Source organism: Mycobacterium sp. (assembly GCF_044223235.1).
Taxonomy (GTDB): domain Bacteria; phylum Actinomycetota; class Actinomycetes; order Mycobacteriales; family Mycobacteriaceae; genus Mycobacterium.
Genome location: NZ_JBGAME010000042.1, coordinates 8,332 through 30,376, shown reverse-complemented (window position 1 = coordinate 30,376; position 22,045 = coordinate 8,332). Strand labels below are relative to the sequence as shown.

The following is a 22,045-nucleotide window of genomic DNA, read 5'->3' as shown; positions in this document are numbered from 1 at the left end:
GCCCCACCCCCGGCTCGGACAGCTGTAGCACAGCAACTCTCAAGCAGCTCCACAGACAAGACACTCATGCCCCGCGGCGGCGGGCTTGCGAACATCATTTCCCTTGAGTAAGCGTATTCTTGACATAGGCGATCTAGACTGCGCGCAATGCAGACACCGCGATGAGCCTGATGTTCAGCAAACTTACAGAAACGACCTACAGAAGGTACGACGATGTCGAAGTTTCCGTTCTCAGCACGACGGCTGATCCTCGCCGGTGGATTCGTCGCCGCGGTGGCGGCGGCGCCGGCAGTTGCCGCGTTCGCCGTCCCGTCCGATGGTGGCGCGGGACCCGCGCTGGCCGCGTGCCCGTCCGGCGAGACCGAAGATCTGTTCACCGGAACCTGTGTCCCCGATGTGGTGCCGAATTCGCCGGAGGTTCCCGTCGCGCCGAGCGGTGGGCTTCCCGAGGTCAACGGCATCCCGTGCACCGGCGCCAACACCGGGCAGTGCATCGGCCTGTCCGAGGAGCAGGGTGAACCAGGTGTCTCACCGAGGTCTTCGGTCAGCTCCAGCCCCTAGCCTGCTCGATTCGAACCGACACCAGCCGAGGCGCCCGAATGGGCGCCTCGGCTGTGTAATGCCTGGACGCTGCGCTCGAGGTGAGTTTGCTCTCAGGAACTGATTGGATTGCATGCAGATTCCTTTCAGCGTTCCTAGAATGCAACCGATGCGGAACTGGCCCGGAAACCAACCGACGGCAGAAAGCGTGGCGATGGCGATACACCGGATCTCGGTACGACGACTCATCTTTGCTGGTGGGTTCGCGGTGGCGGTGGCCGCAGCCCCAGCCGTCGCCGCCATCGCTTTGCCCGTGCACGAGGCGCCGGCTTCGCTGGCGGCCGGATGCAGCGGCGGTGAGGAAGAAGACATCTACACCACGACGTGCACCCCGTTCCTGGTGCCGAATTCGCCGTTCTCGACGCCACTCGGCAACCCGGATATCCCCGAGATCGACGGCGTGCCCTGCACGGGCGGCAATGCCGGACAGTGCATCGGTCTCGCCGAAGAGGCTCAGTCGGAAGGCCCTCCCGCCATTCCGCGCTCGACCATCAGCTCCAGCCCGTAGCCCGACCACCGGATGCGATGGGCCCATTACTTCCCCGGGCACGCTCCCAGGGAAGTAGTAGAACGTGTGCAGAACTCATTCAGCTTCCATAGAATCCATGCCGACGAACCGTCAATAACTACAGAAAGCGTGACGATGGCGACCTTCCAGTTCTCAGCCCGACGCCTGATCTTTGCCGGCGGATTCGCGGTCGCCGCGGCCGCCGCGCCTGTGGTCGCCGTCGTCGCCACCCCGGCGCAGGCCACGTTTGCCCCGTTGGCTCAGTCATGCCCGACGGGCGAAGAAGAGGACCTGTACACGGGCGTCTGCGTTCCGCACACCGTGCCGAACTCGGGCCCTGTGCCCAACTCCGGCGGCTCGTTCAGCCCCATCCCGGGCAACCCCGACCTGCCGGCCGTCGACGGGATTCCGTGCACCGGCGCCAACACGGGACAGTGCATCGGCCTGTCGGAGGAAAACCAGGCCATGGGCCCCGCGGCGACACCGCAGGTGACTTTCGGCGACGGACGCAACGCCTAGTCGCGGGGGGCGGACCCGGGTGCTGCAGCGTCGCCTACAGTTGTCCTATGCCTGCAAAATCTGATCACGCCGAAATCGGCGACGTCGAACCCCTGGCCGACAGCACGGCAAGCCAGGCCAGGCGGGTAGTCGCGGCGTATGCGACCGATGCCGATGAGTGCCGGGTCTTCCTGTCCATGCTCGGTATCGGACCGGCGAAACAAGAGGCGTGAGTGACTCCGGGGGACGGCCAGGGAATGGCCGACTCCGGAGACTCCGAATTCGTGGTGGTGGCCAACAGGCTGCCGATCGACTTGGAGCGTCTGCCTGATGGCACGTCGACCTGGAAGCGCAGTCCGGGTGGCCTGGTCACCGCTCTGGAGCCGTTGCTTCGCCGCCGCCGCGGCGCGTGGATCGGCTGGCCCGGCGTGCCGGACGCAGATGAAGATCCGATCCTTGAGGATGACCTCCAGCTCTACCCGGTGAGCCTGTCTGCCGATGAGGTCGGCAAGTACTACGAGGGGTTCTCGAACGCCACCCTGTGGCCGCTGTATCACGACCTGATCGTCAAGCCCCTCTACCACCGCGAGTGGTGGGATTGCTATGTCGCCGTCAACCGGCGATTCGCCGAGGCGACAGCCAAGGCGGCGGCGCCCGGCGCGACCGTCTGGATCCAGGACTACCAGCTACAGCTGGTACCCAAGATGCTCCGGACGCTGAGGCCCGACCTCGTCATCGGTTTCTTCTTGCACATCCCGTTCCCACCGGTGGAACTGTTCATGCAGATGCCGTGGCGTACGGAGGTCATCGAGGGGCTGCTCGGCGCCGACCTGGTCGGCTTCCACCTGCCAGGAGGGGCGCAGAACTTCCTCTACCTGTCCCGACGCCTCGTCGGTGCGAACACCTCACGGGCATCGGTGGGTGTCCGGTCCCGGTTCGGGGAGGTTCAGATCGGATTCCGTACTGTCACGGTCGGAGCCTTCCCGATCTCCATCGACTCGGCCGAACTCGACGGCAGGGCGCGAAATCGCAGCATCCGCCAGCGGGCGCGGGAGATCCGCCACGAGCTCGGCAATCCGCGCAAGGTCCTGCTCGGTGTCGACCGGCTGGACTATACGAAGGGTATCGACGTCCGGCTGCGCGCCTTCGCCGAGCTGCTCGAAGACCACCGGATCAAACGGGACGACACCGTGCTGGTGCAGCTGGCCACGCCGAGCCGCGAGCGCGTCGAGAGCTACAAGCAGATGCGGCAGGACATCGAGCGGCAGGTCGGCCATATCAACGGCGAATATGGTGAGGTCGGTCACCCGGTCGTGCACTACCTTCACCGCCCGGTTCCCCGCGATGAGTTGATCGCGTTCTACGTCGCGGCCGACGTCATGCTGGTCACCCCGTTACGCGACGGGATGAACCTCGTCGCCAAGGAGTACGTGGCCTGTCGCAGCGATCTCGGGGGCGCCCTGGTGCTGAGTGAATTCACCGGTGCCGCAGCGGAACTCCGCCAGGCTTATCTGATCAATCCGCATAACATCGACGGCGTCAAGGACGCCATCGAAGCCGCGCTGGATCAGACCCCCGAGGAGGGCAGACGCAGGATGAGGGCCCTGCGGCGGCAGGTGCTTGCCCAGGATGTCGACCGCTGGGCCCGATCGTTCCTCGACGCACTCGCATCCACGTCGAGCGCACAGCGCAGCCCCTCGTCCGCCTCCGCCAACGGCTTCTAGATCCGTGTGGTGTAACCGATCAGCCACCTGCCGACAGTCCTCCGGTGACCACTCGTCGATCCAGGTCGTCGGCGCGAGATGACCGAGCTGACACAGACGATGGAGACGACATGAATGAATACCTCTAGTCCCGGTGGATCACCGGTCTCCGCGGAGCGCACCGACTGACCACCGGCGGTAGCCTGGCCGAGTGGGCTACCGCGAGTTCCCGCCACCGGAGGTGCTGCGGCCGCTCGTCGAGTGCGAATGGGTTGTCGACGGGCCCGAAGCGCCGGTGCGGGTATTGCCGGACGGGTGCATGGATCTCATCCAGATGCACGGCGGCCTGGTGGTCGCGGGGCCAGACACCACGGTGTCCGTCGCGCACCGTGGCGCAGAACCCATCGCCGGTCTGCGATTCCGTCCCGGGGTGCTGCCCCGGCTGATCGGTGTTCCGGCGTCCACGCTGCTCGACCGGCGGGTGCCGCTCGACGACCTGCGAATCGTCGGGCCGCGCCGGCCCCTTGTCGAGACGGCAGTCTGGCTCGCGGCATGCTCGCCGTCCACATACACCGCACCCTGGTCTTTGGGACAGCTGGGCCACGTCACCCGACGTCTCGGCACCGGCGCCTCGGTGTCGGCCGTGGCCGACGACATTGGCTGGTCAAAACGCACGATGCAGCGCCAGTGCGCGGCCGTGTACGGGTACGGACCGACGACGCTTCGGCGGATCCTGCGGTTTCGCCGCGCCGCCCGGCTGCTCGCCGCCGGCCTCCCGCCGGGCGAGGTGGCCGCCCGGGCGGGCTACGCTGATCAGCCGCACCTGCACCGGGAAGTGCGTGAGTTCGCCGGTGTCACACCGTCGGCAATTCGGTCAGCTCAGCCCGGCTCCGAGTGGGACGGCGCGAATAGATCCACCGAGACACCGTCGGGATCCTCCACCGTCGCATAGCGCATCCCCCACGGCGCGTCGAACGGGGGCAGCGTGCCCCGGTGCCCGGCGTCCGTCACGATGCGGAACATCGCATCGACGTCCGATGGGCTTGCAACTCCGAACGCGATCGCCATCCGCCCCGCTGACGACGGTGGCGTCCAGCCCGGATGCATCCCGGCCATCACCTCCTCCGTGTCGAACGCCAGCGTGTTCCCGCCGGGCAGTGTCACTGCGAGATGCGGGCCGTCCGGATCTGGCACGGGCAAGCCCAGTAACCGGTAGAACTCAACCGATCTCTTGAGGTCGCTCGTGACGATCTCGACGACGGTGGATGTCAGGCGAATGTCCATGGCTAAACGCTAGGCTCACCGGCTGGGGTGGTCTTGAAGGTTTCGGACAGCGTGGACAAGCCGGGACAACGTCGACAGCGCACCACCGGCCGGCGGGAGGTGGCGGTGGGCTCCTCGGTGATCGGCGCGGCGACCTTGGCGGCGGCGCTGTGCCTGGGGCTGTCCGGTTGCGGATCGGGCACCCAACCGGCTGGCGACACAACGGCACCACCTGGGGTCGTATCTCGCGATGGCGGCGCCCATCCCACGATCGCGACCTATTTCCAGAGCAACGGAATCACCGACACCCCGGTGCGGCGCGGGGACCCCGGTTCGCCCACCGTCGACCTTCCCCTCCCGGACGGCTGGACGTACGCGGGTCACGACACCCCCGACTGGGCCTACGACGCCATCACCTACACCGGACCCGAGGCGTCGCGGTACACCCCGAGCGTCGTTGCGCTGCTGTCCCGGCTCAGCGGTGACGCCGACCCGCAGACCATCCTCGACCTGGCGTCGGGTGAGCTGCGCAACCTGCCCGGCTATGAACCCATCGACGAGGGCCGTCCGGCAACCCTGGCGGGCTACCCGTCCTACCGGCTCAGTGGCATCTGGGTGCAGGATGCGCAGACGAAGATCATCGCGCAGACCACGGCGGTGATCAGCGCCGCCGACGGGACCTACATTCTTCAGCTCAACTCAGACGGACTTCAGGAACAAAGCCGAATAGTCACCGCCGCAACGGATCTGGTAGACACCTCGACAGTGATCACGACGGGCAGCTAGCGTCCCGATCCTCGACGGCCTTCGTTCGTCGTAAGCTGACGCCGGTGGCCTTCGTGCACCCCGCCGTGTCGAACGCCAAACTCCCGCGCTGATCCGTCCGGTTCAGCCTCGGCAGCCGCGCCACACCGTGGTGGTGAGCCGGTCGACGTCGTCGTCGTCGAGCGGGGCCAGGCCGAGCACCAGCCGGTAGTACGGCGGCGAGACCATCGCGTCGACCATCACCTCGATGTCGGCGCCTGCCGGGATCTCACCACCCGCGGCGGCCTCGCGCAGGATGCCGGTGATGGCGTCGCGGCGGGGTGCGACCCACCGCTCGATCAGAGCGCGGGCGATCGCCGGATCCGACGAGGACGCCGCGATCACGTTGCGCAACAACGGCCCGACGGCCGGGTCGGTCAGAATCGAGTTCAGCGACCGCACGTGATGGCTGAGGGCCTCCAGGGACGTGCTGCCCGGTGGGCGCACGATCGAATCCCGCACGTCGTCCAACAGGCCTTCCAGCACGATCGCCGCAGCCGACGGCCACCACTTGTAGATCGTGGTGCGGCTGACCTCGGCCCGTTTGGCGATGGCGTCCACCGTGGCCGCGGCGGGTCCGCCGTCCAGCGCCAATTCGGCGGCGGCGCTGAGCACGGCATCACGCACCGCGACGCTGCGTGGCCTGCCGCGGCGGTTTGAAAGCTTCTCGGCGACCACCCGTTCAGGATATGTGTGTCACGTCACACCAGCGCTGGCCGGTGCGCACGGTGTCCGAGCACCACGATCACCAGGCACGCGACCGCCGCCGCGGCCCCGGCAGCGAACATCACCGGGTAAGTGAGCAGATCCGGCCACGTGCGCGCCAGTACCGCCAGCACCGCGGGAACCGCGAAGCCCAGGTAGCTGACGCTGTAGAACACCGCGGTCAGGCCCGCGAGGTCTGCGGGCGTGGCGATGCGTTGCACCTCCTGCAGTCCCGCGACCAGCGCAATCCCGTAGCCGCAACCCAGCACCGCAGCCGCGGCGAGTGCCCACCACACCGAGAGGTTCCTAGCGGCCCACGATGCGATCACCATGCCCACCACCAGCAGCGCCAGCGCGACCACCACGGCACGCACGCCGCCGGGCGCGTCGATGCGCCTGCCGACCGACTGGATGACGAAGCCGCAGCCGAGGGTGACCACACACAACAACGCGGAGAAGGCGATCGGCGCCCGCCGCGCGTGGTCGGACATCAGGGCGGGCATCACCGCGTAGGCGGATGCGGCCGCCCCGAAGACCCAGGGGGCGACGGGCACGACCACGAGCAGGAAGCGCCGATGTCCGGCCGCCGGGATGGTCAGGTCGGTCCACCAAGGCCGCGGGTAAGGCCCCTGGAAAGGTCCCTGGTCGGTCTGGCGTTCGCGGGTTTCCGGCGCGGCCACCAGCAGCGCTCCCGCGGCCAGTAACAGCACGATGTTGACCACGTACGCCAATGCCGTCGGCCAGGGCGCCCATTGCGCCAGGACTCCGGCCGCGCCCGCACCCGCACCGAACCCCGCGGTGAGGCCCATCGCGGCACGACGCGCTCCGCCGTCGCCCCTGCCCCATGGCGGCGCCGACAATTCCTTGATCCAGCTACCGCCCACCGCCATCGCCAGTCCCAGCGACACGCCGCTGAGCACCCGGCCGATCGCCAGGACCGGTGCCGAATCCGCACCGAGCGCAAGGACCAGCGAGCCGGCGGCACCGAACAGCGGCGCAGGGAGCATGAGCGGGCGGCGGCCGAACCGGTCCGACAGCGGTCCTCCGATGAGCAACGCCGGGACGATGCCGAGCACATAGGCGAACAACAGGGCGTCCACAGTCACGGCGGAAAAAGTGTCCTGAGTGCGATACATCACCAGAAGCGGGGTGAATTCGTTTCCGCCCCAAGCGATCGCGAATGTGGCGGCCGCCACACAAAGCCAACCGCGGCTGTCACGGACGTTCGACCGTTCCGGTTCGGCCCGGGTGGAGGCGACCGTCACGCCGCGGACCAGCGCTTTGTGAACATCGTGTCCACTATATCGGCTGGCGGGGATTCCGCAGTCTCACCGGGGCCCCCGCAGACGCCACCGCTCGCGTAGTGTTGACGGCGGACGCGTCGTCCACCAAACCGCCCCACCAGAAGCCCTGATCAGTTTGTCTCGCAACGCCTGCACACGCCACAAGACCCGAAACCCCGCCGCCTTCGCCGCCACCCTCGCCGTCCTCGTCACGCTCACGGCCACCGCCTGCGGCTCGACCGAACTCACGCCGGCAGCGCGTTTCGGCAGCCCGCCGCCGTCGACCTCGAGTGCGCCCATCGTGCCGACCAGCCAGGAAGAGCAAGCGGTGGACTTCAGCCGCCTGCTCATCACGGCGGGCGAACTCAGCGACACGGAGGACACCTTCGCGGTCCGTTCGGAGAGCGAGAACCCCAACGGGCTACCCGGGGCGAGCGCCTTGTTCGTCAACACCGACGACACCCGGGCGATCGCCAACACGTTCGTCGTGTATCCCAACGCAGAAACCGCGTCGGCAACCCTGCGTCAGGCCGCCGCGACGATCAACACCATGGTCAATGGCGGCACGCCCAGCCCCTCCCCGGTCGGGACCGACGGCACGGTGATTTCCGGCACCTCGCCGGACGGCACCAAGGCGGTCACGCTGCTGCTGTTCACCCAGGGACCCGCGCTCGTCCGGCTGGAGTTCGACAGCGCTCCCGGCGATGTCACCACGGATCAGTTCGTGACCGCGATCGGAAAGATGCAGCAGATCGCGCTGCGGGTCGGCCTGCCCGAATCCGAGTAGTCGGGACAACTCAGTCGCGGATGAGCTGCGCGAGCCGGTAGTCGACGAGCCCGCGCATAACCAGTGCCGTACGGGTGCGGCGCACACCTCTGATGTCGAGGATCTGGCCGGCGATGCGGTAGAGGTCGTCGGCTTCACGGGCCACCACACGAACCAGGAGATCGACCGATCCGCTCAACCCCTGCACCTCGATGACCTCGGGTACCTGCGTGAGCGCGGCAGCCACCTCGTCGAGCATCCGCTGTTTGACCCGGGTGAGCACCACCGCCTGCATCGGATAGCCGAGGAATGCCGGGTCGATCCTCCGATCGAACGGCAGCAGTGCGCCGCGTTGTTCCAGACGCGCGAGGCGCGCCTGCACGGTGTTGCGGGAGACGTTCATCTCCTCGGCGAGCGCGATCGTCGTCGCGCGCGCATCTCGTTTCAGCGCGCGCAGCAATCGAGCGTCGATCGAGTCCGCGATCGGTGTTGCCATTCTGGTGACCTTCCTGCCCGTATCGACCGCAGAAGTTGCGCACTATGCACATCAGAGATATTGGCGCTTGCGCGAAAGTTCTATCGGTGGTGCCCTTGACTAACACTTATGCACGGTTCGCCGCGTATTTTCAAGCTCTTTGAGCTTTGTTCGAAGGGAACATCATGTCGACCCGCTACACGGAGGGCGCCGGCACGGTCGAAACGACCGGGGCATTACAGGAGATCGGCGATCACGTGCTGTGGCTGGCGACCGCGATGATCCATCACGCCAACCACGTCAGGCCCAACCCCAGCGGACTGAAGGTGGGCGGACATCAGGCCTCGTGCGCCTCGATCGTCTCGATCATGACGTCGCTGTACTTCGAGCACCTCACCGCGGACGACCGGGTGGCGGTCAAGCCACACGCGTCCCCGGTCATGCACGCGATCAACTACCTGCTGGGCGAACTCGACGAAAGCTACCTGCCGCGACTGCGGGAGTTCAACGGGCTGCAGAGCTATCCGAGCCGCACCAAGGATCCCGACCCCGTCGACTACTCCACCGGATCAGTCGGAATCGGTGCGACAGCGCCGATTTGGGGCGCCATCGCCAGGCGCTACGTCGGCACCGCGTTCGGCAAGGCCGGTGCCGGCAGACAGTACTCGCTGGTCGGTGACGCCGAACTGGATGAGGGCGCGGTGTGGGAGGCGATCCTCGATCCCTCGGTGGCCGAACTGGGCGAGATCGTGTGGATCATCGACATGAACCGCCAATCGCTCGACCGGGTGGTCCCCAATATCGCCGCGGGGCGGCTGGCGGCGATGTTCTCCGCGGCGGGCTGGCAGGTGATCGACGTCAAATTCGGCAAACTGTTGGAGGACCTGTTCACCCGGGACGGCGGTCCGCAGCTGCGCAGGCGCATCCTGGATATGCCCAACCCCGAGTACCAGCGCCTGCTGCGCTGCACCGCAACCGAATTGCGGTCGCGGTTGCCCGGCGACGGACCCGATGCCGCGGCGATCACCGAGCTCATCGCCGGCCTGGCCGACGAGGTGCTGGTGAAGGCGATCGCCAACCTCGGCGGGCACGATCTCGACGCCCTGCGCGAGGCGTTCGCCCAGATCGACGACAGCCGCCCGACGGTGATCATCGCCTACACCATCAAGGGTCACGGTCTGCCGATCCAGGGGCACCCGCAAAACCATTCGTCGCTGCTGAGCAAGGAGCAGTTCGGCGAACTGGCCGAGAGGCTCGGAATGGACAGCGCCCACCCGTGGACTCGCTTCGCCCCCGAGAGCGAGGCGGGCCGGATCTGCCTCGCGGCCAGGGAGCGGCTGCGCAGGCACCCCGACGCGGCCGTCACCCCGCCGGCGGTGCCCACCGACATCGGCAGGCATCCGCTGGCGGTGACCACAACACAGGCCGCGCTCGGCCGCACGCTGCTGGACCTCACCCGCGAGGCACCTGACGTCGCGCGGCGTGTGGTGACGGTGAGCCCGGATGTGAGCTCGACGACCAACCTCGCGGGCTGGCTCAACAAGGTCGGGGTGTGGTCACCCTCCGAGCGGCGCAACTGGTTCGACGACGACGCCGAAACGATCATGCACTGGCGCGAGCGACCCTCCGGCCAACACATCGAGCTGGGCATCGCCGAAACGAACCTCGTGAGCCTGCTCGGTGAGCTGGGCGCCACCTGGAGCCGCTGGGGCGAACCGCTGATGCCGATCGGGGTGTTGTACGACCCGTTCGTCGAACGCGCCCTTGAGCCATGGTCCTTCGGCATCTACGCCGGTGGGCAGTCGATCCTCGTCGGCACTCCCGCCGGGGTGACGCTGGCGGCCGAGGGCGGCGCGCACCAGTCCATCAAGACGCCGTCGATCGGCATCGAGCAGCCCGGGCTGGTGTCCTACGAACCCGCGTTCGCCGTCGAGGTCGAGTGGATCCTGCTGCACTGCCTGGCCCAGCTGGGCCGGGCAGGCGGCCGCTCGGCATACCTGCGGCTGTCGACGCGGCCGGTCCATCAGGAGTTGGCAGGGCTGCCCGGCGATTCCGCCGCCAGGGAGCGCAGGCGCAGGCAGGTCGTCGCCGGGGCGTACACGTTGCGCCCCCATCCGCGGCCCGCCGTGTCGATCGTCGCGATGGGCGCCACCGTGACGGAGGCGTTGCAAGCATCGGATCGGCTGGCGCACAGCGGCATCGACGCCGAGGTGATCTGCGTGACCAGCCCCGGCCTGCTGTTCGACGCGGTGCGGGCACGGCAGGGCCGGGGCGACTCGCCGACGTGGATCCTCGACCAGGTGTTCCCGGCCGAGAAGGCACCGCCGCTGGTGACCGTGCTCGACGGCCATCCGCACGCCTTGTCGTTCCTGCCGTCGATCAACAGGGTCGCCCACCGGTCGCTGGGCGTCACCCAGTTCGGGCGGGTCGGCTCGCTACAGGATGTGTACCGGTGGCACGGCATCGACACCGACGCGATCGTCAGCGCTGCGCTCGATCTGGTCTGAGCCGATCCACCCCTCCACGCCGAATGTACGGTTGTTCACCCGTCATCTCGTGAAACAGGTATAACTTCCGTACATTCGGCGCGGGGAGAGTGCGGGGATTGGCGCGGAGCGAGCACTAGATGGCGACCGATTCGATCTCCAGTTCGCCCATGGTCGACCAGCCGTCGGCGTCGATGACGGTGTGGATGATCTGCGGCGTCCTGGTCAGCGCCGGGCGCATGGCATCAAGGCCGGCCTGGAAATGCGGGGCCGTGACGTGGGCGACGCCGGCGTCCTGGTCCCGGAACGCCTCCACCAGGACGAACTCGTTGGGGTTCTCGACGCTGCGGGACCAGTCGTACCACAGGTTGCCCGGCTCGGCGCGGGTGGCCGCGGTGAATTCCCTTGTCCTGGCGATCCACTCGTCGGCGTACTCCGGCGCGACGTTGAACTTGACCACGATGAAGATCATGTGCGATGTCCTTTCACTTGATGGTCACGCGCTGACCAGAACCTTCAGTGCACCCGTGTCGGCCGCCTTCGCGAACACGTCGTAGGCCGCCTCGAACTCGTCGAGCCTGAACCGGTGGGTGATCATCGACGACGTGTCGAGTTGGTGACTGGCGACCAGATCGATCAGCGTGGATGTGGAGTAGGTGTCGACGAGGCCCGTGGTCAGGGTGAGATTCTTGATCCACAGGTCCTCCAGATGCAGCGTGACTGGCGCGCCGTGCACCCCGATGTTCGCGACGTGGCCGCCGGGACGCACCAGCGACACCGCCAGGTCGAACGTCGGCGGGATCCCGACCGCCTCCATCGTGACGTCGGCGCCCAGCCCGCCGGTGAGTTCGGCGATTATGGCCGCGGCGTCGTCGCGATCGGGGTTGACCACCGCGTGCGCGCCGAGCTTGAGCGCCGCTTCCAGCCGGGTGTCCGCCCGGTCGATCGCCACAATGTGACTGGGGCTGAACAGTTTCGCGGTCAGGACGGCAGCAAGTCCGATCGGCCCCGCGCCGACGATCGCGACCACGTCGGCGGGGCGCACGGTTCCGTTGAGCACGCCCACCTCGTACGCCGTCGGCAGGATATCGGCCAGCAGGATCATCTGCTCGTCGCTGACCCCGTCGGGGATCTTGTAGGTCGAGTTGTCCGCGAACGGCACCCGCACGAGTTCGGCCTGCGTGCCGTCGATCAGATGCCCCAATATCCAGCCGCCACCGCCACGGCACTGGCCGTAGGCTCGTTCACGACAGTAGCGGCAACTGCCGCAGGCGCTGATACAAGAAACCAGGACCCGGTCGCCGACCTTCACCCGCTGAACCGACGAACCGACCTCGACCACCGTGCCCAGCGCCTCATGGCCGAGGATCCGCCCCGGGGTCACCGTGGGAACGTCACCTTTGAGGATGTGCAGATCGGTACCGCAGATCGTGACGGCATCGACGTGCACCACCACGTCCGTGGGCTGCTGGATCGCCGCGTCCGGCACCGACTCCCAGGACCGCTGCCCGCTACCGCGATAGACCAGAGCTTTCACTTCTCAACCTCCCTGTGGGACAAACGCGTACGTGAAAAAGGGAGACACACCGATCGCCGCGGCCTGGCGGGGCCTCGTGCGGCGATCGGTGTGCTCTTCTCGGGGGAAAGACCAACACTGATGTCTCAATAGATGTCTTCAGTAGATGTCTTCAGTAGATGCCTCAGTAAATATTCGACGGACGCACCATGCCCTCGGCGAGATCACCGAAACCGGGCGCGATGATCGCACCGGGATTGACCATCACCTGCTCGACGATCGCCGTCTCCGTCGTGATCAGCAGCGCGGCGATCGATGCCGCGCTCTCCAGCGCGGCCCGGGTGACCTTGAGTGGGTCGATGACACCCTCGTCGAACATGTCGCCGTACTCACCGGAGAGCGCGTTGAACCCGTGCCCCAGTGGCAGGTCCTCGACGATCCGCACGACGTCGTCACCCTCGAACCCGGCGTTGAGCGCGATCCAGCGCAACGGTTCGGCCAGGGCACGCCGCACCACCTGCGTGCCGATCGCCTCGTCGCCGGGCAGGTCGAGATCGGCAAGCGCGCGATGCGCCTGGGCCAGCGCGGTCCCGCCGCCGGAGACGATGCCCGCCTCCACCGCCGCCCGGGTGGCGGCCAGCGCATCCTCGACCCGCAGCATGCGTTCCTTGAGTTCCACGCTGGTGGCCCCACCGACCCGGATCACCGCGACCCGCCCGGTCAGGCGGGCGATACGCAGTTCGATGCTGTCCCGGTCGGCGTCTATCCTGGCCCGCTCATGTTGCGCCTCAAGCTGTTTCACGCGGGCATTGACCAGAGACTGGTCCCCGTGGGCACCGACGATGGTGGTCTCGTTCTCGGTGACGGTGATGCGGTCGCAGGAACCCAGATGTTCGCGCGACACCTCCGAGAGTTCGATACCGGTGTCCTTGGCTATCACATGCCCGCCCAGCGCAACGGCAAGGTCTTCCAGTTCGGCGATGCGGCGATGCCCGAATCCGGGCGCGCGCACCACCACCGATTGCATGGTCTTGTGCATGTTGCCCCCGACCAGCAGCTGAAGTGCGGGGCCGTCGACGTCCTCGGCGAGCACGACCAGCGGACGGTCCGCGCGCTTCGCCGCCTCGATCGTCGGCATGATCTCCTGCACCGCGGTGATCTTCTTGTTCGTCAACAGGATCACCGGGTTCTCCAGCACGGCCTCCATGCGTTCCGGATTGGTGACCATGTAGGCGGAGATGTAGCCGTGGTCGAACTCGATGCCGTCGACGACGTCGACGGCCAGGCCGAGCGCGTCGCTCTCCTCGGTGGTAACCACGCCCGACTCACCGACGTGTTCCACCGCGCGCGTGATGACCTCGCCGATCGCCTCGTCGTCGCTGGCGGCCAGGCTGGCGATGCGCAGCAGATCGCTGCGGCCGCTGACCGACACCGCATTGTCGGCCAGTGCACGCAGCACCACCGGCACGGTGCGCTCGATGCCGCGGCGCACCCGCATCGGATTGGCGCCCGCGTCGACGGCGCGTAAACCCTCCCGCACCATCGCCTGGGCGAGCACGGTGGCGGTGGTCGTTCCGTCGCCGACCACGCCGTTGGTCTTCATCGCGACTTCCTTGACCAACTGAGCGCCCATGTTGGCGAACGGGTCGGCCAGCTGGATCTCCCGCGCGATGGTCACCCCGTCGTTGGTGATCGTGGGCGGACCGGTCAGCTTCTCCAGCACGGCGTTTCGCCCCTTCGGGCCCAGCGTCACCTTCACCGCGTCGGCCAGCGCATTGACACCGTGCTCGAGCCGAGCACGGGCTTCGGTGTTGTACCGCAGCTCCTTTGCCATGGTTTACGTTTCCTCTCGTGGTGTTGTGTGATGCACGTTCGCGGTCATGACAGCAGAGCGGCCCGCATCCGGAGCACGTCCTCGGCCACCAGCGGATGGCCCTCGTCGTCGACCAGCACCCGCCCGTTGGGGCACATGCTGAACCCGAGGGCGAAGCGGCGGCGCAGCAGCGCCGCCGTCTCCCTTCCCGCGGGCAGATCCCGCAGCGTGAGCAAGTGGACGTCACCGGGCGCCACCAAACCCCGCCGGATCATCGCCGCGACGCACCGCTGCACCGCCGCGATGTGCGCCCTGCGCAGTAAGGTCCTCTCGCTGTCGTGGTGGCCGTCCAGAACGACCCGGACCTCCCCCATGCCCCCGATGCCCTCGACGCCGGACAGGGCGTCCTGCGCGTCGGAGGCCATCAGGCAGGCGAAGTCGGGCGAGCAGAACCCCGCAGGCATCCGCAGGTGCACGGTGACACCGTCGCTATCGGCGAGAACCGAACGGACGAAGCCCAATTCGGTGATGGGCCGGCCGGATTCGGGATCCGTGACGGTGGACAACGCCGCCAGGATCGCCGAATCGACCGCTTCGACTGACACCACTGCGAGAGTCACAGCATGACCCGCTGCGTGGTCTCCTGATACATCCGGAATCCTTCTCGGTCGGGCTGCTTCACCGCAGGGATCACTTGACGGTCAGGTCGAATCCGATGTACTCGGCGGCGTCTTCAGGATTCGCGAACAACAGGGTCCGGTCGTCGAGGTGGACCATCCGCCCGTAGTGGGTGGAGCTGATCTCCTCGAAGATCGAACCGTCGAACTCCTCGCCGAGTGCGTCGGTGATCTCGTCATAGTCGAAGTCGAGCAGCCGCTGCCCATCGACCCGGATCATCGACGGGTACTCGGTGAGCTCCACGCCCTCCTTCGCGCCCATCACATCGGCGACAACGCGCCCGACGGGGGTGTTCATCAACGTGACACCGCACATGTTGGAGACTGCGGTGGCTGATCCGAACTGCATCGTTGTCACTTGTCCAGCTCCTTGGGGGTTTCGAGGTCAATGTCGCCGAGCACGGCTGCGAACTTCGCCTTGGCATGATCGAGGCTGGTGGCGAACGTCACCACTTTTTCGGCCGGCTGACTCCACAACGGTTGAAGGGCGCGGGCAGCCTCCAGGCACCGGGGTACCCAGATCGCCATCCAGTCCGCGAAAAGCGCCTTGTTGGCTTCGCCGAACTGCTCGTCGCGGGACAGCATCCGGAACAGGGCTCGGGTGTAACCCAGGTCCCGGTCGTAGTCGTTCTCACCGGTGCCGACGATCGTCGGGGTGATGTAATCGCCGTTGCGGGCGGCGATCTGCATCACCAACTCGCTGCGGAACAGCTGACCGACGAGCTGTTCGAACACCACGTTGGTCGCGAACAGCAGCTCGCACCAGTCACCGACGGCGGTGAGACGTTCGACCACCTCGCGGGCGGGCTGCCACTCCGGCGCCGACCGCCAGGTCTCCCGGTGCGCCTGGCCGTCGAATTCTTCGTTCGCTTCGGAGAGGTCCAGGTTGAACAACGCCAGGTCCTGTGCGAAGCGCAGCTTGTGCGCGGCATTGACGGCGACGGCGTTGTTGATCATGTTGGTGGGGCCGGAGCGCTGGATGGAGGTGAACACGTGTAGCGCCATGCCGTGCTCGGCATGCATCCACGCGCCGAGATGGCGTTCGAGGAACTTGAGCCAGGGGGTGTTCCAGCCGTCATAGGCCCGGGCTCTCTTGGCGTTTTGTAGACACAGGTCCACCTGGCGCACGACCGCAGCATTGTTGCGGTAGATCGTCTGCTCCCACTCCTCGTTAGGGTCCAGGAAGGCATGCCAGTTCGCCGACCGGGCTACTGTCCACTCCTGCGGGTATCCGCCCGGTCCGTCACCGAAGCCGTAGATCCAGCCCTGAGTGAGATGCCGATCGGGATCGGGCTGCACGTCGATGGTGACGTCCTCGTACATCGTCGAACGCAGCTTGGCCGGCTTGTAGTAGGAGTACTTGCGGCTCTTGGAACTAGGGAACTCCAGCGCGCCCGCCTCCGAGTCGGTGAACTCGATCTTGGGGAAGCTACGCTGCTTTGGCGGGGCGAGCGTAGCGACGGGGGACTGCTCAGGTGCAGACATTGCTAACCTTTCTGTTTCTCTCTGGGCTGCAAACGGTTTGGATTGGTCTCAATCGAAAATTGGGCTGGTGAAACTGTCGTAGAACACCTGATCTTTTGGTACGGAACGGGATTCAAGCATTACCATCGCGGCATCCACCATCGGCGGCGGACCGCACAGGTAGACCTCCGTCTTGGTGATGTCGCTCTCATGACGAGCGACGATGTCGGTGACGAACCCTTCCTCGATCGCGAATCCGTCCGGCAGCGTGCCCTCCATCGATTCCGACAGGCAGGCCACGAACCGGAAGTCCACCAATCCCTTACCGAGCTGGGCGATCTCGTCGAGATAGAACAGGTCGGCGGCGGTGCGGGCACCGTAGTAGAACCGCACCGGCCGCCTGCTGGAGGTCTCGCTCAGGTGCCGCAGGATGGCCAGAATCGGCGCCATGCCCGCACCGCCCGCGACACACACGACCGGTAACACGTGGCCGTCCTTGAGCGTCGACGTGCCGTACGGACCCGTCAGCGTCAACTCATCGCCCGCCTTGATGCCATCGTCGAGCAGCCCGGAGAACTTGCCGCCGGGGTACTTCTTGATCAGGAACTCGACCTGACCCGGCGTGGATTGGGTGGTCGCCATCGAGAACGACCGGTGCTCCTCGCTGCCCGGGATGTGGATGTCGGCGTACTGCCCCGGCTTGAAGTCGAACGTGGCCGGCTCCACCGCCTCCAGTTTCAGGGAGACGATGTCGCGCGTCATGGGTTCGACAGCGACCACCCGGGTGCGGACATCCTGGATCGGCACACCGCCGAGCAGTTCGTCCTCGTCGAAGTTCAGCAGCTCGATTGTGCAGTCGCTGAACGCATGTGACCGGCATAGCAGCACATAACCCTCGTCGACCTCGGCGTCGTTGCAGGCGAACGTCGAATAGTTGTCCATCTGGACGTCGCCGTCGAGCAGGTAGGACTTGCAAGCCGAGCACCGGCCCTCGCGACAGCCGTGCATGAGATGGATGCCCTGCCGGAAGGCGGCGTCAAGGATGTTCTCATCCTCGCGGACTTCCATTTCGAGGTCGACTGGCTCGAAGTTGATGCGGTGCGTTTCGGCCACAGTGAACCCCTCTTGTTCGGTGGTCAGACGTGGATCCCGGTGGGTGATGCCGGATCGTCACGGCACCACCCACCGGAGGCGGGTGATGGTTGGGATCCCAGACGGCGCTCAGGCGAGTGCGTTGGCGCGATACGCGGTGATGTACGCTTCGCGCTCTTCGTCACTCATCTCGTTCAGCAGAATGTTCGGGCTGTTGAACACGTTGCCCCTGACATCGTCCAACGTCCACATCTTGGCCGGGTCCAGATCCAGGTGTGGTTGTGGGATGAGCGTCTTCCCGTCGTCGCGCACATAACCCAGATCCGAGATGATGTCGGCCAGATCCTTGCCATGGTGCAGCGTCTCCCACTCGCGGAACCCGGTGAGCCGACCCATATTCGGCGTCGGCCTGCCCTCGTACTCGCTGCGGAACGCGGTCGCGTCGGTCCAGTGGCAGGTCTCCGAGCAGTAGGTCCGCCACTGGTCGTCGACCTTGTCCAGCACGGTGTCCTCGCGGATGAGGCACGGCACCATGCACGTCCAGCAGCGCTGCGGGTAGGTGTAGCCGACGTCCTCGAACGCGATCGGCTTGTTACGGCCGGGGTATGCCAGCCTGTTGTAGTCCTCCCACCACTTGCCGAACTCGTTGTACCAGCCGGGATACTTCGCTTCGAACCACTCGAAGTCCTTGTCGGTCATGGCGTCGATGCGCCAGTAGTTGACCGGCCAGCCGGTGGCGAAGAACTGCGCGACCCGGTGCACGTAGAACTTGTCGACGATGCGCTTCCACGCTTCCTCGACCAGATCGTGCGGGATGGTCAGGCCGTACTTCTCCAGCGGCAACAGGTAGCTGCGGTAATAGTCGTCATAGATCCACCGCCGCCACATCTCGGCGTAGCTCTCCCGATCCTTGCGGCGGTCCTTGGTGCCGTACTCGATGAAGGTGCCGATCGCGGCGTCCACCACGCAGTGGTTGTTCCACCATGCGTAGCGCAGGTCGCGCTCGAGCAACGGACGATTGCGTTCGTCGGCCAGCGCCATCAGAAGGATGGAGTACCCGTTGGAGATGTGCCGCGACTCGTCGGACTGCACCGAGTGGAACACGGTCGGCAGCAGGTAATCGCCGTTGGCGGCCGCTTCGTCGGGCATGGCCACGAACAGTGTGTTGGTGAACGCCGTCTCGGCGACCACGGTCAGGTACACGTTGGCCGCGGTGATCGCGTCACCGGTGATGAAACCCTCGCCGAACTGCCGTCCGATCGTGCCCGCGTAGTTGTTCGCGAACGCCTTCTCCGTGATGTCGAAGCCGGCCGGATCGATGTAGTTGTTCATGTAGAGCTTTTTGAGGTTCATCTGGATCGTCGAGTGACGGACCTCGTCGATCATCTGCACGGCCAGGCCGTTGTGGATCTCCGGGTTGGGTACCGCGTCGATAGCCATCGGCATGGCCCTGGCGGCCGAGATCTCGGGGAACGGGATGATCGACAGGAACAGTTTCTGCCATTCCAGCCAGCGCTGCTGCACCTGGCGGAACATGTTGCCGCGGATCGCCCCGTCCATCGCTCCGAAGACGCGGTTGTCCTTCTCTTCTTCCATCGGGAAGTAGGACCGCATGATCTGCTTCAGCGGGTCCTTCTTCGGGGCCTTCTCGAAGGTGTAATCGGTACCGAACCTGGTGGCCGGTGTCGCGAACGTCGGTTCCCACGAAAGTTCGGTGATCTTCGCATGAGCCTTGGTCAGGCTTTGCCTACTCAAAGTGCGCCTCCTGGTTGCAAGCCGACACCGTGCCGGCGGGCGGACGATGCACTTCGAATGCAACCGCGTGCCATCGCACTCGACCGTCTCACTATGAGACGCAGGTCACATCGGTGCGGGAAGCCGGGCAAGCCGCAGCCCGGCGCGAGGTATTCTCAATTTGAGACGCAGGTCACACTGAACGGGTCTAGCCTGCGAGTGCAGCCATCGCACGACCCTCTTCTGTCGGCAAGTGGACGCGTGCGCCCGCCGAGCAGCAGACGGAACCGAGGTGACAGCCAGTGGCGAATGACCCCGACGGCCACATCGCGGTGGACGTCCGGCAGGCGAGGGAGCTGTTTCTCGCGGGTGCGCTGGATACCAGCGCCATCACCGCCGGTGTACTGAAGTCCTGGCGCCGATCACAGGCCCTGCACGTCCATCCCGACCGCGTCGATCTGCCGTACGTCCGCGATCCCGACACCGACACCCCGCTGACCCATGCGGCGGCGCCGGTGCTGCGTCGGATCGCCAACGATCTCGCGTCGCAGGCCGTCAGCGTGGTCCTGACATCCGCCGACGGTGTGGTGCTCGAGCGGATCGCGCCGGATTCGACGATCCAGCGGGTGCTCGACGATGTCCGGCTTGCGCGCGGTTACAGCTACGCCGAGGAGTTCACCGGCACCAACGGCATCGGCACGACACTGGAAACGGGGTCGCCCACGTTCATCCGCGGCAGCGAACACTACGTGGGCGCGCTGGGCAGGCTGGCATGTGCGGGTTCGCCAATCCGAGACCCCATCAGCCGCAAGGTGCTCGGCGTCGTCGACCTGACCTGCTGGGCCAGCCAATCCGATCCCCTGCTGTTCGTCCTGGCCAAGAGCGCAGGCAGTCAGATCGAGGATCGGCTGAGCGCGATGAAGAACGAGACCGAGACCGCGCTGCTGGACGCGTACCTCAAGCAGAGCCGCCGCTACCCGGGCGGGGTTCTGGCGATCGGCGGCGACGTGGTGCTGATGAACCTGTTCCTGCGGCAGGCCCTCAACGCGGGTGACCAGGCGGCCTTGTTGGATCACGCCGCCGAGCTGGCCCGGACCTTGCACACGACAACGGCGGTGGCCACCCTGCCGAGCGGCAGCACGGTACGTGTGTCGGCGGCGGAGCAGGTCATCACACGCAGCCGCCAGGACAACGTCGTATTCCACGTGTATGTGCAGTCCGCCGATCGGCAGGCCACAGTGAGTCCGGTGGCACTGCCGGCAATTCCGCGCCTCGCGGGCCGCAGCAGTTCCTGGCGGCGATGTTGCCAACAGGTCGACCGGTGCTACCGGGAGCGCGAGTGGGTGGTCATCCAGGGCGAGACGGGCTCCGGGCGCACGCGGCTCGGACAGGCCGTGGCGCAACATGTCAGCCCGGAGCGCACCGTGCGCGTTTTTCGCCACGACGATTTCCTCGGCGCCGACGAGTTCGTCGCCGAGCTGGAAGCCGAGACCGAGAGCGGCGACTTCGCGGTGGTGATCGCCAATATCGACGAGCTCGGCGACCACGTACTGGAACCGCTGGCGACCCTGCTGCAGACCCGCGCCGGGCACGGCTGGATTGCTGCGACGATGGGCGTCGAGGCGCGCTCGCCACTCGTCGACATCCTGGTGCTGCCGTTCTTCACCCATACCGTCAGCGTTCCCGCGCTACGGCATCGGCTCGAAGACCTCGACGATCTGGTGCCCCAATTGCTGAGGGAGTTGACCCGCGGGGCCGGTGTCCGGCTGGGTCCCGACGCGATGCGCCAGCTCAACAAGCTGCCCTGGCCCGGTAACGTCGCTCAGCTGCGAAAGGTGCTGTCCGAAACCGTGGCACTGCAGCGCTCGGGCACCATTGGTGCCGACAAGCTGCCCGCCGAGTGCCGGTCGCTGGCACGGCGCAGACTGACGCAGCTGGAGTCGTTGGAACGCGACGCGATCGTGCGCAGCCTGCGGGAGAACGGTGGCAGCAAGTCCGACGCCGCGGAGGCACTCGGCATGTCACGCGCCACCATCTACCGCAAGATCAAGGAGTTCGGTATCGCCTGACGCGCTACGGCGCCGCGTTACCGAGCCCGTCCCGATAGCGTTGCGCGAGGTGTTGATACACAGCGGGATTCGTATTGACCCAGGTCTCGGCGCCGGTACCGGCGATGGGCCCGCGAATCGTCGCGGGCGAGCCCGCCACCACGACCTCGTCAGGAATCTGCGTGCCGCCGATCACCAATGAGTGGGCGGCGACCAGGCTGCGTACGCCGACCACCGCGCCGTCCAGCAGAGTGACGTGGTTGGCGATCAACGCCTGCGCACCGATGTGCGCCCCGTGGATGACGCAGCCATGCGCGATCGTGGCGCCGGGACCGACGTCGACCGGGATGCCCGGCGGGGCGTGCAGCACACTGCCGTCCTGAACGTTGGCGCCCTCGCGGACGACGATGGGGGCGAAGTCGGCTCGGATCACGACGTTGAACCAGATCGACGCGCCGGCCTCGACGTGGACCTCGCCGACGAGGACCGCGGTGGGGGCGATGAACGCGCCAGGGTCGACCACCGGTGACCGACCCTCAAACGAGTAGACAGGCATATCCGCTCCTCACGTGCGCGGGACCATTTTTCGCTCCTCACGTGCGCGGGACCA

23 protein-coding genes are annotated in these 22,045 nt (G+C 66.5%); 10 read left to right on the top strand and 13 right to left on the bottom strand.

Annotated elements, in window-relative coordinates; translation table 11 throughout:
• Nucleotides 1–213: 213 nt before the first annotated feature.
• The 6 genes from ADBZ6K_RS25890 (at nt 214) to ADBZ6K_RS25865 (ending at nt 4,261) form a co-directional block, all read left to right on the top strand.
• Complete coding sequence (locus ADBZ6K_RS25890) at nt 214–561, top strand: intersectin-EH binding protein Ibp1 (RefSeq protein ID WP_526352119.1); 348 nt, start codon at nt 214–216, stop codon at nt 559–561.
• 193 nt (nt 562–754) lie between these two features.
• The gene (locus ADBZ6K_RS25885; protein ID WP_526352125.1) at nt 755–1,108 is read left to right on the top strand and encodes an intersectin-EH binding protein Ibp1; all 354 of its coding nucleotides are present in this window, start codon (nt 755–757) and stop codon (nt 1,106–1,108) included.
• Between the two features lie 135 nt (nt 1,109–1,243).
• Nucleotides 1,244–1,627 (top strand): intersectin-EH binding protein Ibp1, encoded by a 384-nt coding sequence (locus ADBZ6K_RS25880; RefSeq protein ID WP_526352123.1) that lies wholly within the window; start codon nt 1,244–1,246, stop codon nt 1,625–1,627.
• A 47-nt stretch (nt 1,628–1,674) separates the two neighbouring features.
• On the top strand, nt 1,675–1,839 hold the full coding sequence (locus ADBZ6K_RS25875) for a hypothetical protein (RefSeq protein WP_526352117.1): 165 nt from the start codon (nt 1,675–1,677) through the stop codon (nt 1,837–1,839).
• Between the two features lie 24 nt (nt 1,840–1,863).
• Nucleotides 1,864–3,330, top strand: a complete 1,467-nt coding sequence (locus ADBZ6K_RS25870; RefSeq protein ID WP_526352115.1) for an alpha,alpha-trehalose-phosphate synthase (UDP-forming) — start codon at nt 1,864–1,866, stop codon at nt 3,328–3,330.
• Between the two features lie 190 nt (nt 3,331–3,520).
• On the top strand, nt 3,521–4,261 hold the full coding sequence (locus ADBZ6K_RS25865; RefSeq protein ID WP_526352113.1) for a helix-turn-helix domain-containing protein: 741 nt from the start codon (nt 3,521–3,523) through the stop codon (nt 4,259–4,261).
• Here the strand turns inward: ADBZ6K_RS25865 and ADBZ6K_RS25860 are convergent.
• Nucleotides 4,189–4,593, bottom strand: a complete 405-nt coding sequence (locus ADBZ6K_RS25860; RefSeq protein ID WP_526352110.1) for a VOC family protein — start codon at nt 4,591–4,593, stop codon at nt 4,189–4,191. The two genes, ADBZ6K_RS25865 and ADBZ6K_RS25860, sit on opposite strands and share 73 nt — an antisense overlap.
• A 51-nt stretch (nt 4,594–4,644) precedes the next feature.
• Between ADBZ6K_RS25860 and ADBZ6K_RS25855 the strand changes: the two genes are divergently transcribed.
• The gene (locus ADBZ6K_RS25855; RefSeq protein WP_526352108.1) at nt 4,645–5,358 is read left to right on the top strand and encodes an LpqN/LpqT family lipoprotein; all 714 of its coding nucleotides are present in this window, start codon (nt 4,645–4,647) and stop codon (nt 5,356–5,358) included.
• A gap of 102 nt (nt 5,359–5,460) precedes the next feature.
• Here ADBZ6K_RS25855 and ADBZ6K_RS25850 read toward each other — a convergent pair whose 3' ends face one another.
• Entirely contained in the window at nt 5,461–6,054 is a 594-nt protein-coding gene (locus tag ADBZ6K_RS25850) for a TetR/AcrR family transcriptional regulator (RefSeq protein ID WP_526352106.1), read from the bottom strand.
• 23 nt (nt 6,055–6,077) lie between these two features.
• Nucleotides 6,078–7,346: an MFS transporter gene (locus ADBZ6K_RS25845; protein ID WP_526352103.1), complete on the bottom strand. Its 1,269-nt coding sequence runs from the start codon at nt 7,344–7,346 to the stop codon at nt 6,078–6,080.
• Nucleotides 7,347–7,500: 154 nt separating this feature from the next.
• Here ADBZ6K_RS25845 and ADBZ6K_RS25840 point away from each other — a divergent pair, with 154 nt between their 5' ends.
• Complete coding sequence (locus tag ADBZ6K_RS25840; protein WP_526352101.1) at nt 7,501–8,151, top strand: hypothetical protein; 651 nt, start codon at nt 7,501–7,503, stop codon at nt 8,149–8,151.
• A gap of 10 nt (nt 8,152–8,161) precedes the next feature.
• Here ADBZ6K_RS25840 and ADBZ6K_RS25835 read toward each other — a convergent pair whose 3' ends face one another.
• Nucleotides 8,162–8,626: an Lrp/AsnC family transcriptional regulator gene (locus ADBZ6K_RS25835; RefSeq protein ID WP_526352099.1), complete on the bottom strand. Its 465-nt coding sequence runs from the start codon at nt 8,624–8,626 to the stop codon at nt 8,162–8,164.
• 164 nt (nt 8,627–8,790) lie between these two features.
• Here ADBZ6K_RS25835 and ADBZ6K_RS25830 point away from each other — a divergent pair, with 164 nt between their 5' ends.
• Nucleotides 8,791–11,112, top strand: a complete 2,322-nt coding sequence (locus ADBZ6K_RS25830) for a thiamine pyrophosphate-binding protein (protein WP_526352097.1) — start codon at nt 8,791–8,793, stop codon at nt 11,110–11,112.
• Between the two features lie 115 nt (nt 11,113–11,227).
• On the opposite strand, the gene ADBZ6K_RS25825 is transcribed toward ADBZ6K_RS25830, so the two are convergent.
• From ADBZ6K_RS25825 to ADBZ6K_RS25790, 8 genes are all read right to left on the bottom strand, one after another.
• Nucleotides 11,228–11,563, bottom strand: a complete 336-nt coding sequence (locus tag ADBZ6K_RS25825) for a putative quinol monooxygenase (RefSeq protein ID WP_526352095.1) — start codon at nt 11,561–11,563, stop codon at nt 11,228–11,230.
• Nucleotides 11,564–11,587: 24 nt separating this feature from the next.
• A complete protein-coding gene (locus ADBZ6K_RS25820) occupies nt 11,588–12,628 on the bottom strand; it encodes a zinc-dependent alcohol dehydrogenase family protein (RefSeq protein ID WP_526352093.1) in 1,041 nt (346 codons plus the stop codon).
• A gap of 163 nt (nt 12,629–12,791) precedes the next feature.
• Nucleotides 12,792–14,441 carry a chaperonin GroEL gene (gene groL / locus ADBZ6K_RS25815; protein WP_526352091.1) on the bottom strand — a complete coding sequence of 550 codons (1,650 nt, stop codon included), beginning with the start codon at nt 14,439–14,441 and terminating at the stop codon, nt 12,792–12,794.
• Nucleotides 14,442–14,485: 44 nt separating this feature from the next.
• Nucleotides 14,486–15,025 (bottom strand): iron-sulfur cluster assembly protein, encoded by a 540-nt coding sequence (locus ADBZ6K_RS25810; protein WP_526352089.1) that lies wholly within the window; start codon nt 15,023–15,025, stop codon nt 14,486–14,488.
• 85 nt (nt 15,026–15,110) lie between these two features.
• A complete protein-coding gene (gene mimD, locus ADBZ6K_RS25805; protein WP_526352121.1) occupies nt 15,111–15,446 on the bottom strand; it encodes a propane 2-monooxygenase effector subunit MimD in 336 nt (111 codons plus the stop codon).
• 5 nt (nt 15,447–15,451) lie between these two features.
• Nucleotides 15,452–16,582, bottom strand: coding sequence for a ferritin family protein (locus ADBZ6K_RS25800; protein ID WP_526352087.1), 1,131 nt, complete (start codon nt 16,580–16,582; stop codon nt 15,452–15,454).
• Between the two features lie 48 nt (nt 16,583–16,630).
• Complete coding sequence (locus ADBZ6K_RS25795) at nt 16,631–17,674, bottom strand: 2Fe-2S iron-sulfur cluster-binding protein (protein WP_526352085.1); 1,044 nt, start codon at nt 17,672–17,674, stop codon at nt 16,631–16,633.
• A gap of 108 nt (nt 17,675–17,782) precedes the next feature.
• Entirely contained in the window at nt 17,783–19,408 is a 1,626-nt protein-coding gene (locus ADBZ6K_RS25790) for an aromatic/alkene/methane monooxygenase hydroxylase/oxygenase subunit alpha (protein WP_526352083.1), read from the bottom strand.
• Between the two features lie 281 nt (nt 19,409–19,689).
• Between ADBZ6K_RS25790 and ADBZ6K_RS25785 the strand changes: the two genes are divergently transcribed.
• Nucleotides 19,690–21,456, top strand: coding sequence for a sigma-54-dependent Fis family transcriptional regulator (locus ADBZ6K_RS25785; protein ID WP_526352081.1), 1,767 nt, complete (start codon nt 19,690–19,692; stop codon nt 21,454–21,456).
• Nucleotides 21,457–21,460: 4 nt separating this feature from the next.
• Here ADBZ6K_RS25785 and ADBZ6K_RS25780 read toward each other — a convergent pair whose 3' ends face one another.
• Nucleotides 21,461–21,991: a gamma carbonic anhydrase family protein gene (locus ADBZ6K_RS25780; RefSeq protein WP_526352079.1), complete on the bottom strand. Its 531-nt coding sequence runs from the start codon at nt 21,989–21,991 to the stop codon at nt 21,461–21,463.
• Between the last annotated feature and the right edge of the window lie 54 nt (nt 21,992–22,045).

Coding starts and splice junctions, on each gene's coding strand:
- ADBZ6K_RS25875 (WP_526352117.1), top strand. CDS start 1,675: ATGCCTGCAAAATCTGATCACGCCGAAATCGGCGACGTCGAACCCCTG.
- ADBZ6K_RS25880 (WP_526352123.1), top strand. CDS start 1,244: ATGGCGACCTTCCAGTTCTCAGCCCGACGCCTGATCTTTGCCGGCGGA.
- ADBZ6K_RS25860 (WP_526352110.1), bottom strand. CDS start 4,593: ATGGACATTCGCCTGACATCCACCGTCGTCGAGATCGTCACGAGCGAC.
- ADBZ6K_RS25890 (WP_526352119.1), top strand. CDS start 214: ATGTCGAAGTTTCCGTTCTCAGCACGACGGCTGATCCTCGCCGGTGGA.
- ADBZ6K_RS25800 (WP_526352087.1), bottom strand. CDS start 16,582: ATGTCTGCACCTGAGCAGTCCCCCGTCGCTACGCTCGCCCCGCCAAAG.
- mimD (WP_526352121.1), bottom strand. CDS start 15,446: ATGCAGTTCGGATCAGCCACCGCAGTCTCCAACATGTGCGGTGTCACG.
- groL (WP_526352091.1), bottom strand. CDS start 14,441: ATGGCAAAGGAGCTGCGGTACAACACCGAAGCCCGTGCTCGGCTCGAG.
- ADBZ6K_RS25885 (WP_526352125.1), top strand. CDS start 755: ATGGCGATACACCGGATCTCGGTACGACGACTCATCTTTGCTGGTGGG.
- ADBZ6K_RS25835 (WP_526352099.1), bottom strand. CDS start 8,626: ATGGCAACACCGATCGCGGACTCGATCGACGCTCGATTGCTGCGCGCG.
- ADBZ6K_RS25780 (WP_526352079.1), bottom strand. CDS start 21,991: ATGCCTGTCTACTCGTTTGAGGGTCGGTCACCGGTGGTCGACCCTGGC.
- ADBZ6K_RS25825 (WP_526352095.1), bottom strand. CDS start 11,563: ATGATCTTCATCGTGGTCAAGTTCAACGTCGCGCCGGAGTACGCCGAC.
- ADBZ6K_RS25830 (WP_526352097.1), top strand. CDS start 8,791: ATGTCGACCCGCTACACGGAGGGCGCCGGCACGGTCGAAACGACCGGG.
- ADBZ6K_RS25870 (WP_526352115.1), top strand. CDS start 1,864: ATGGCCGACTCCGGAGACTCCGAATTCGTGGTGGTGGCCAACAGGCTG.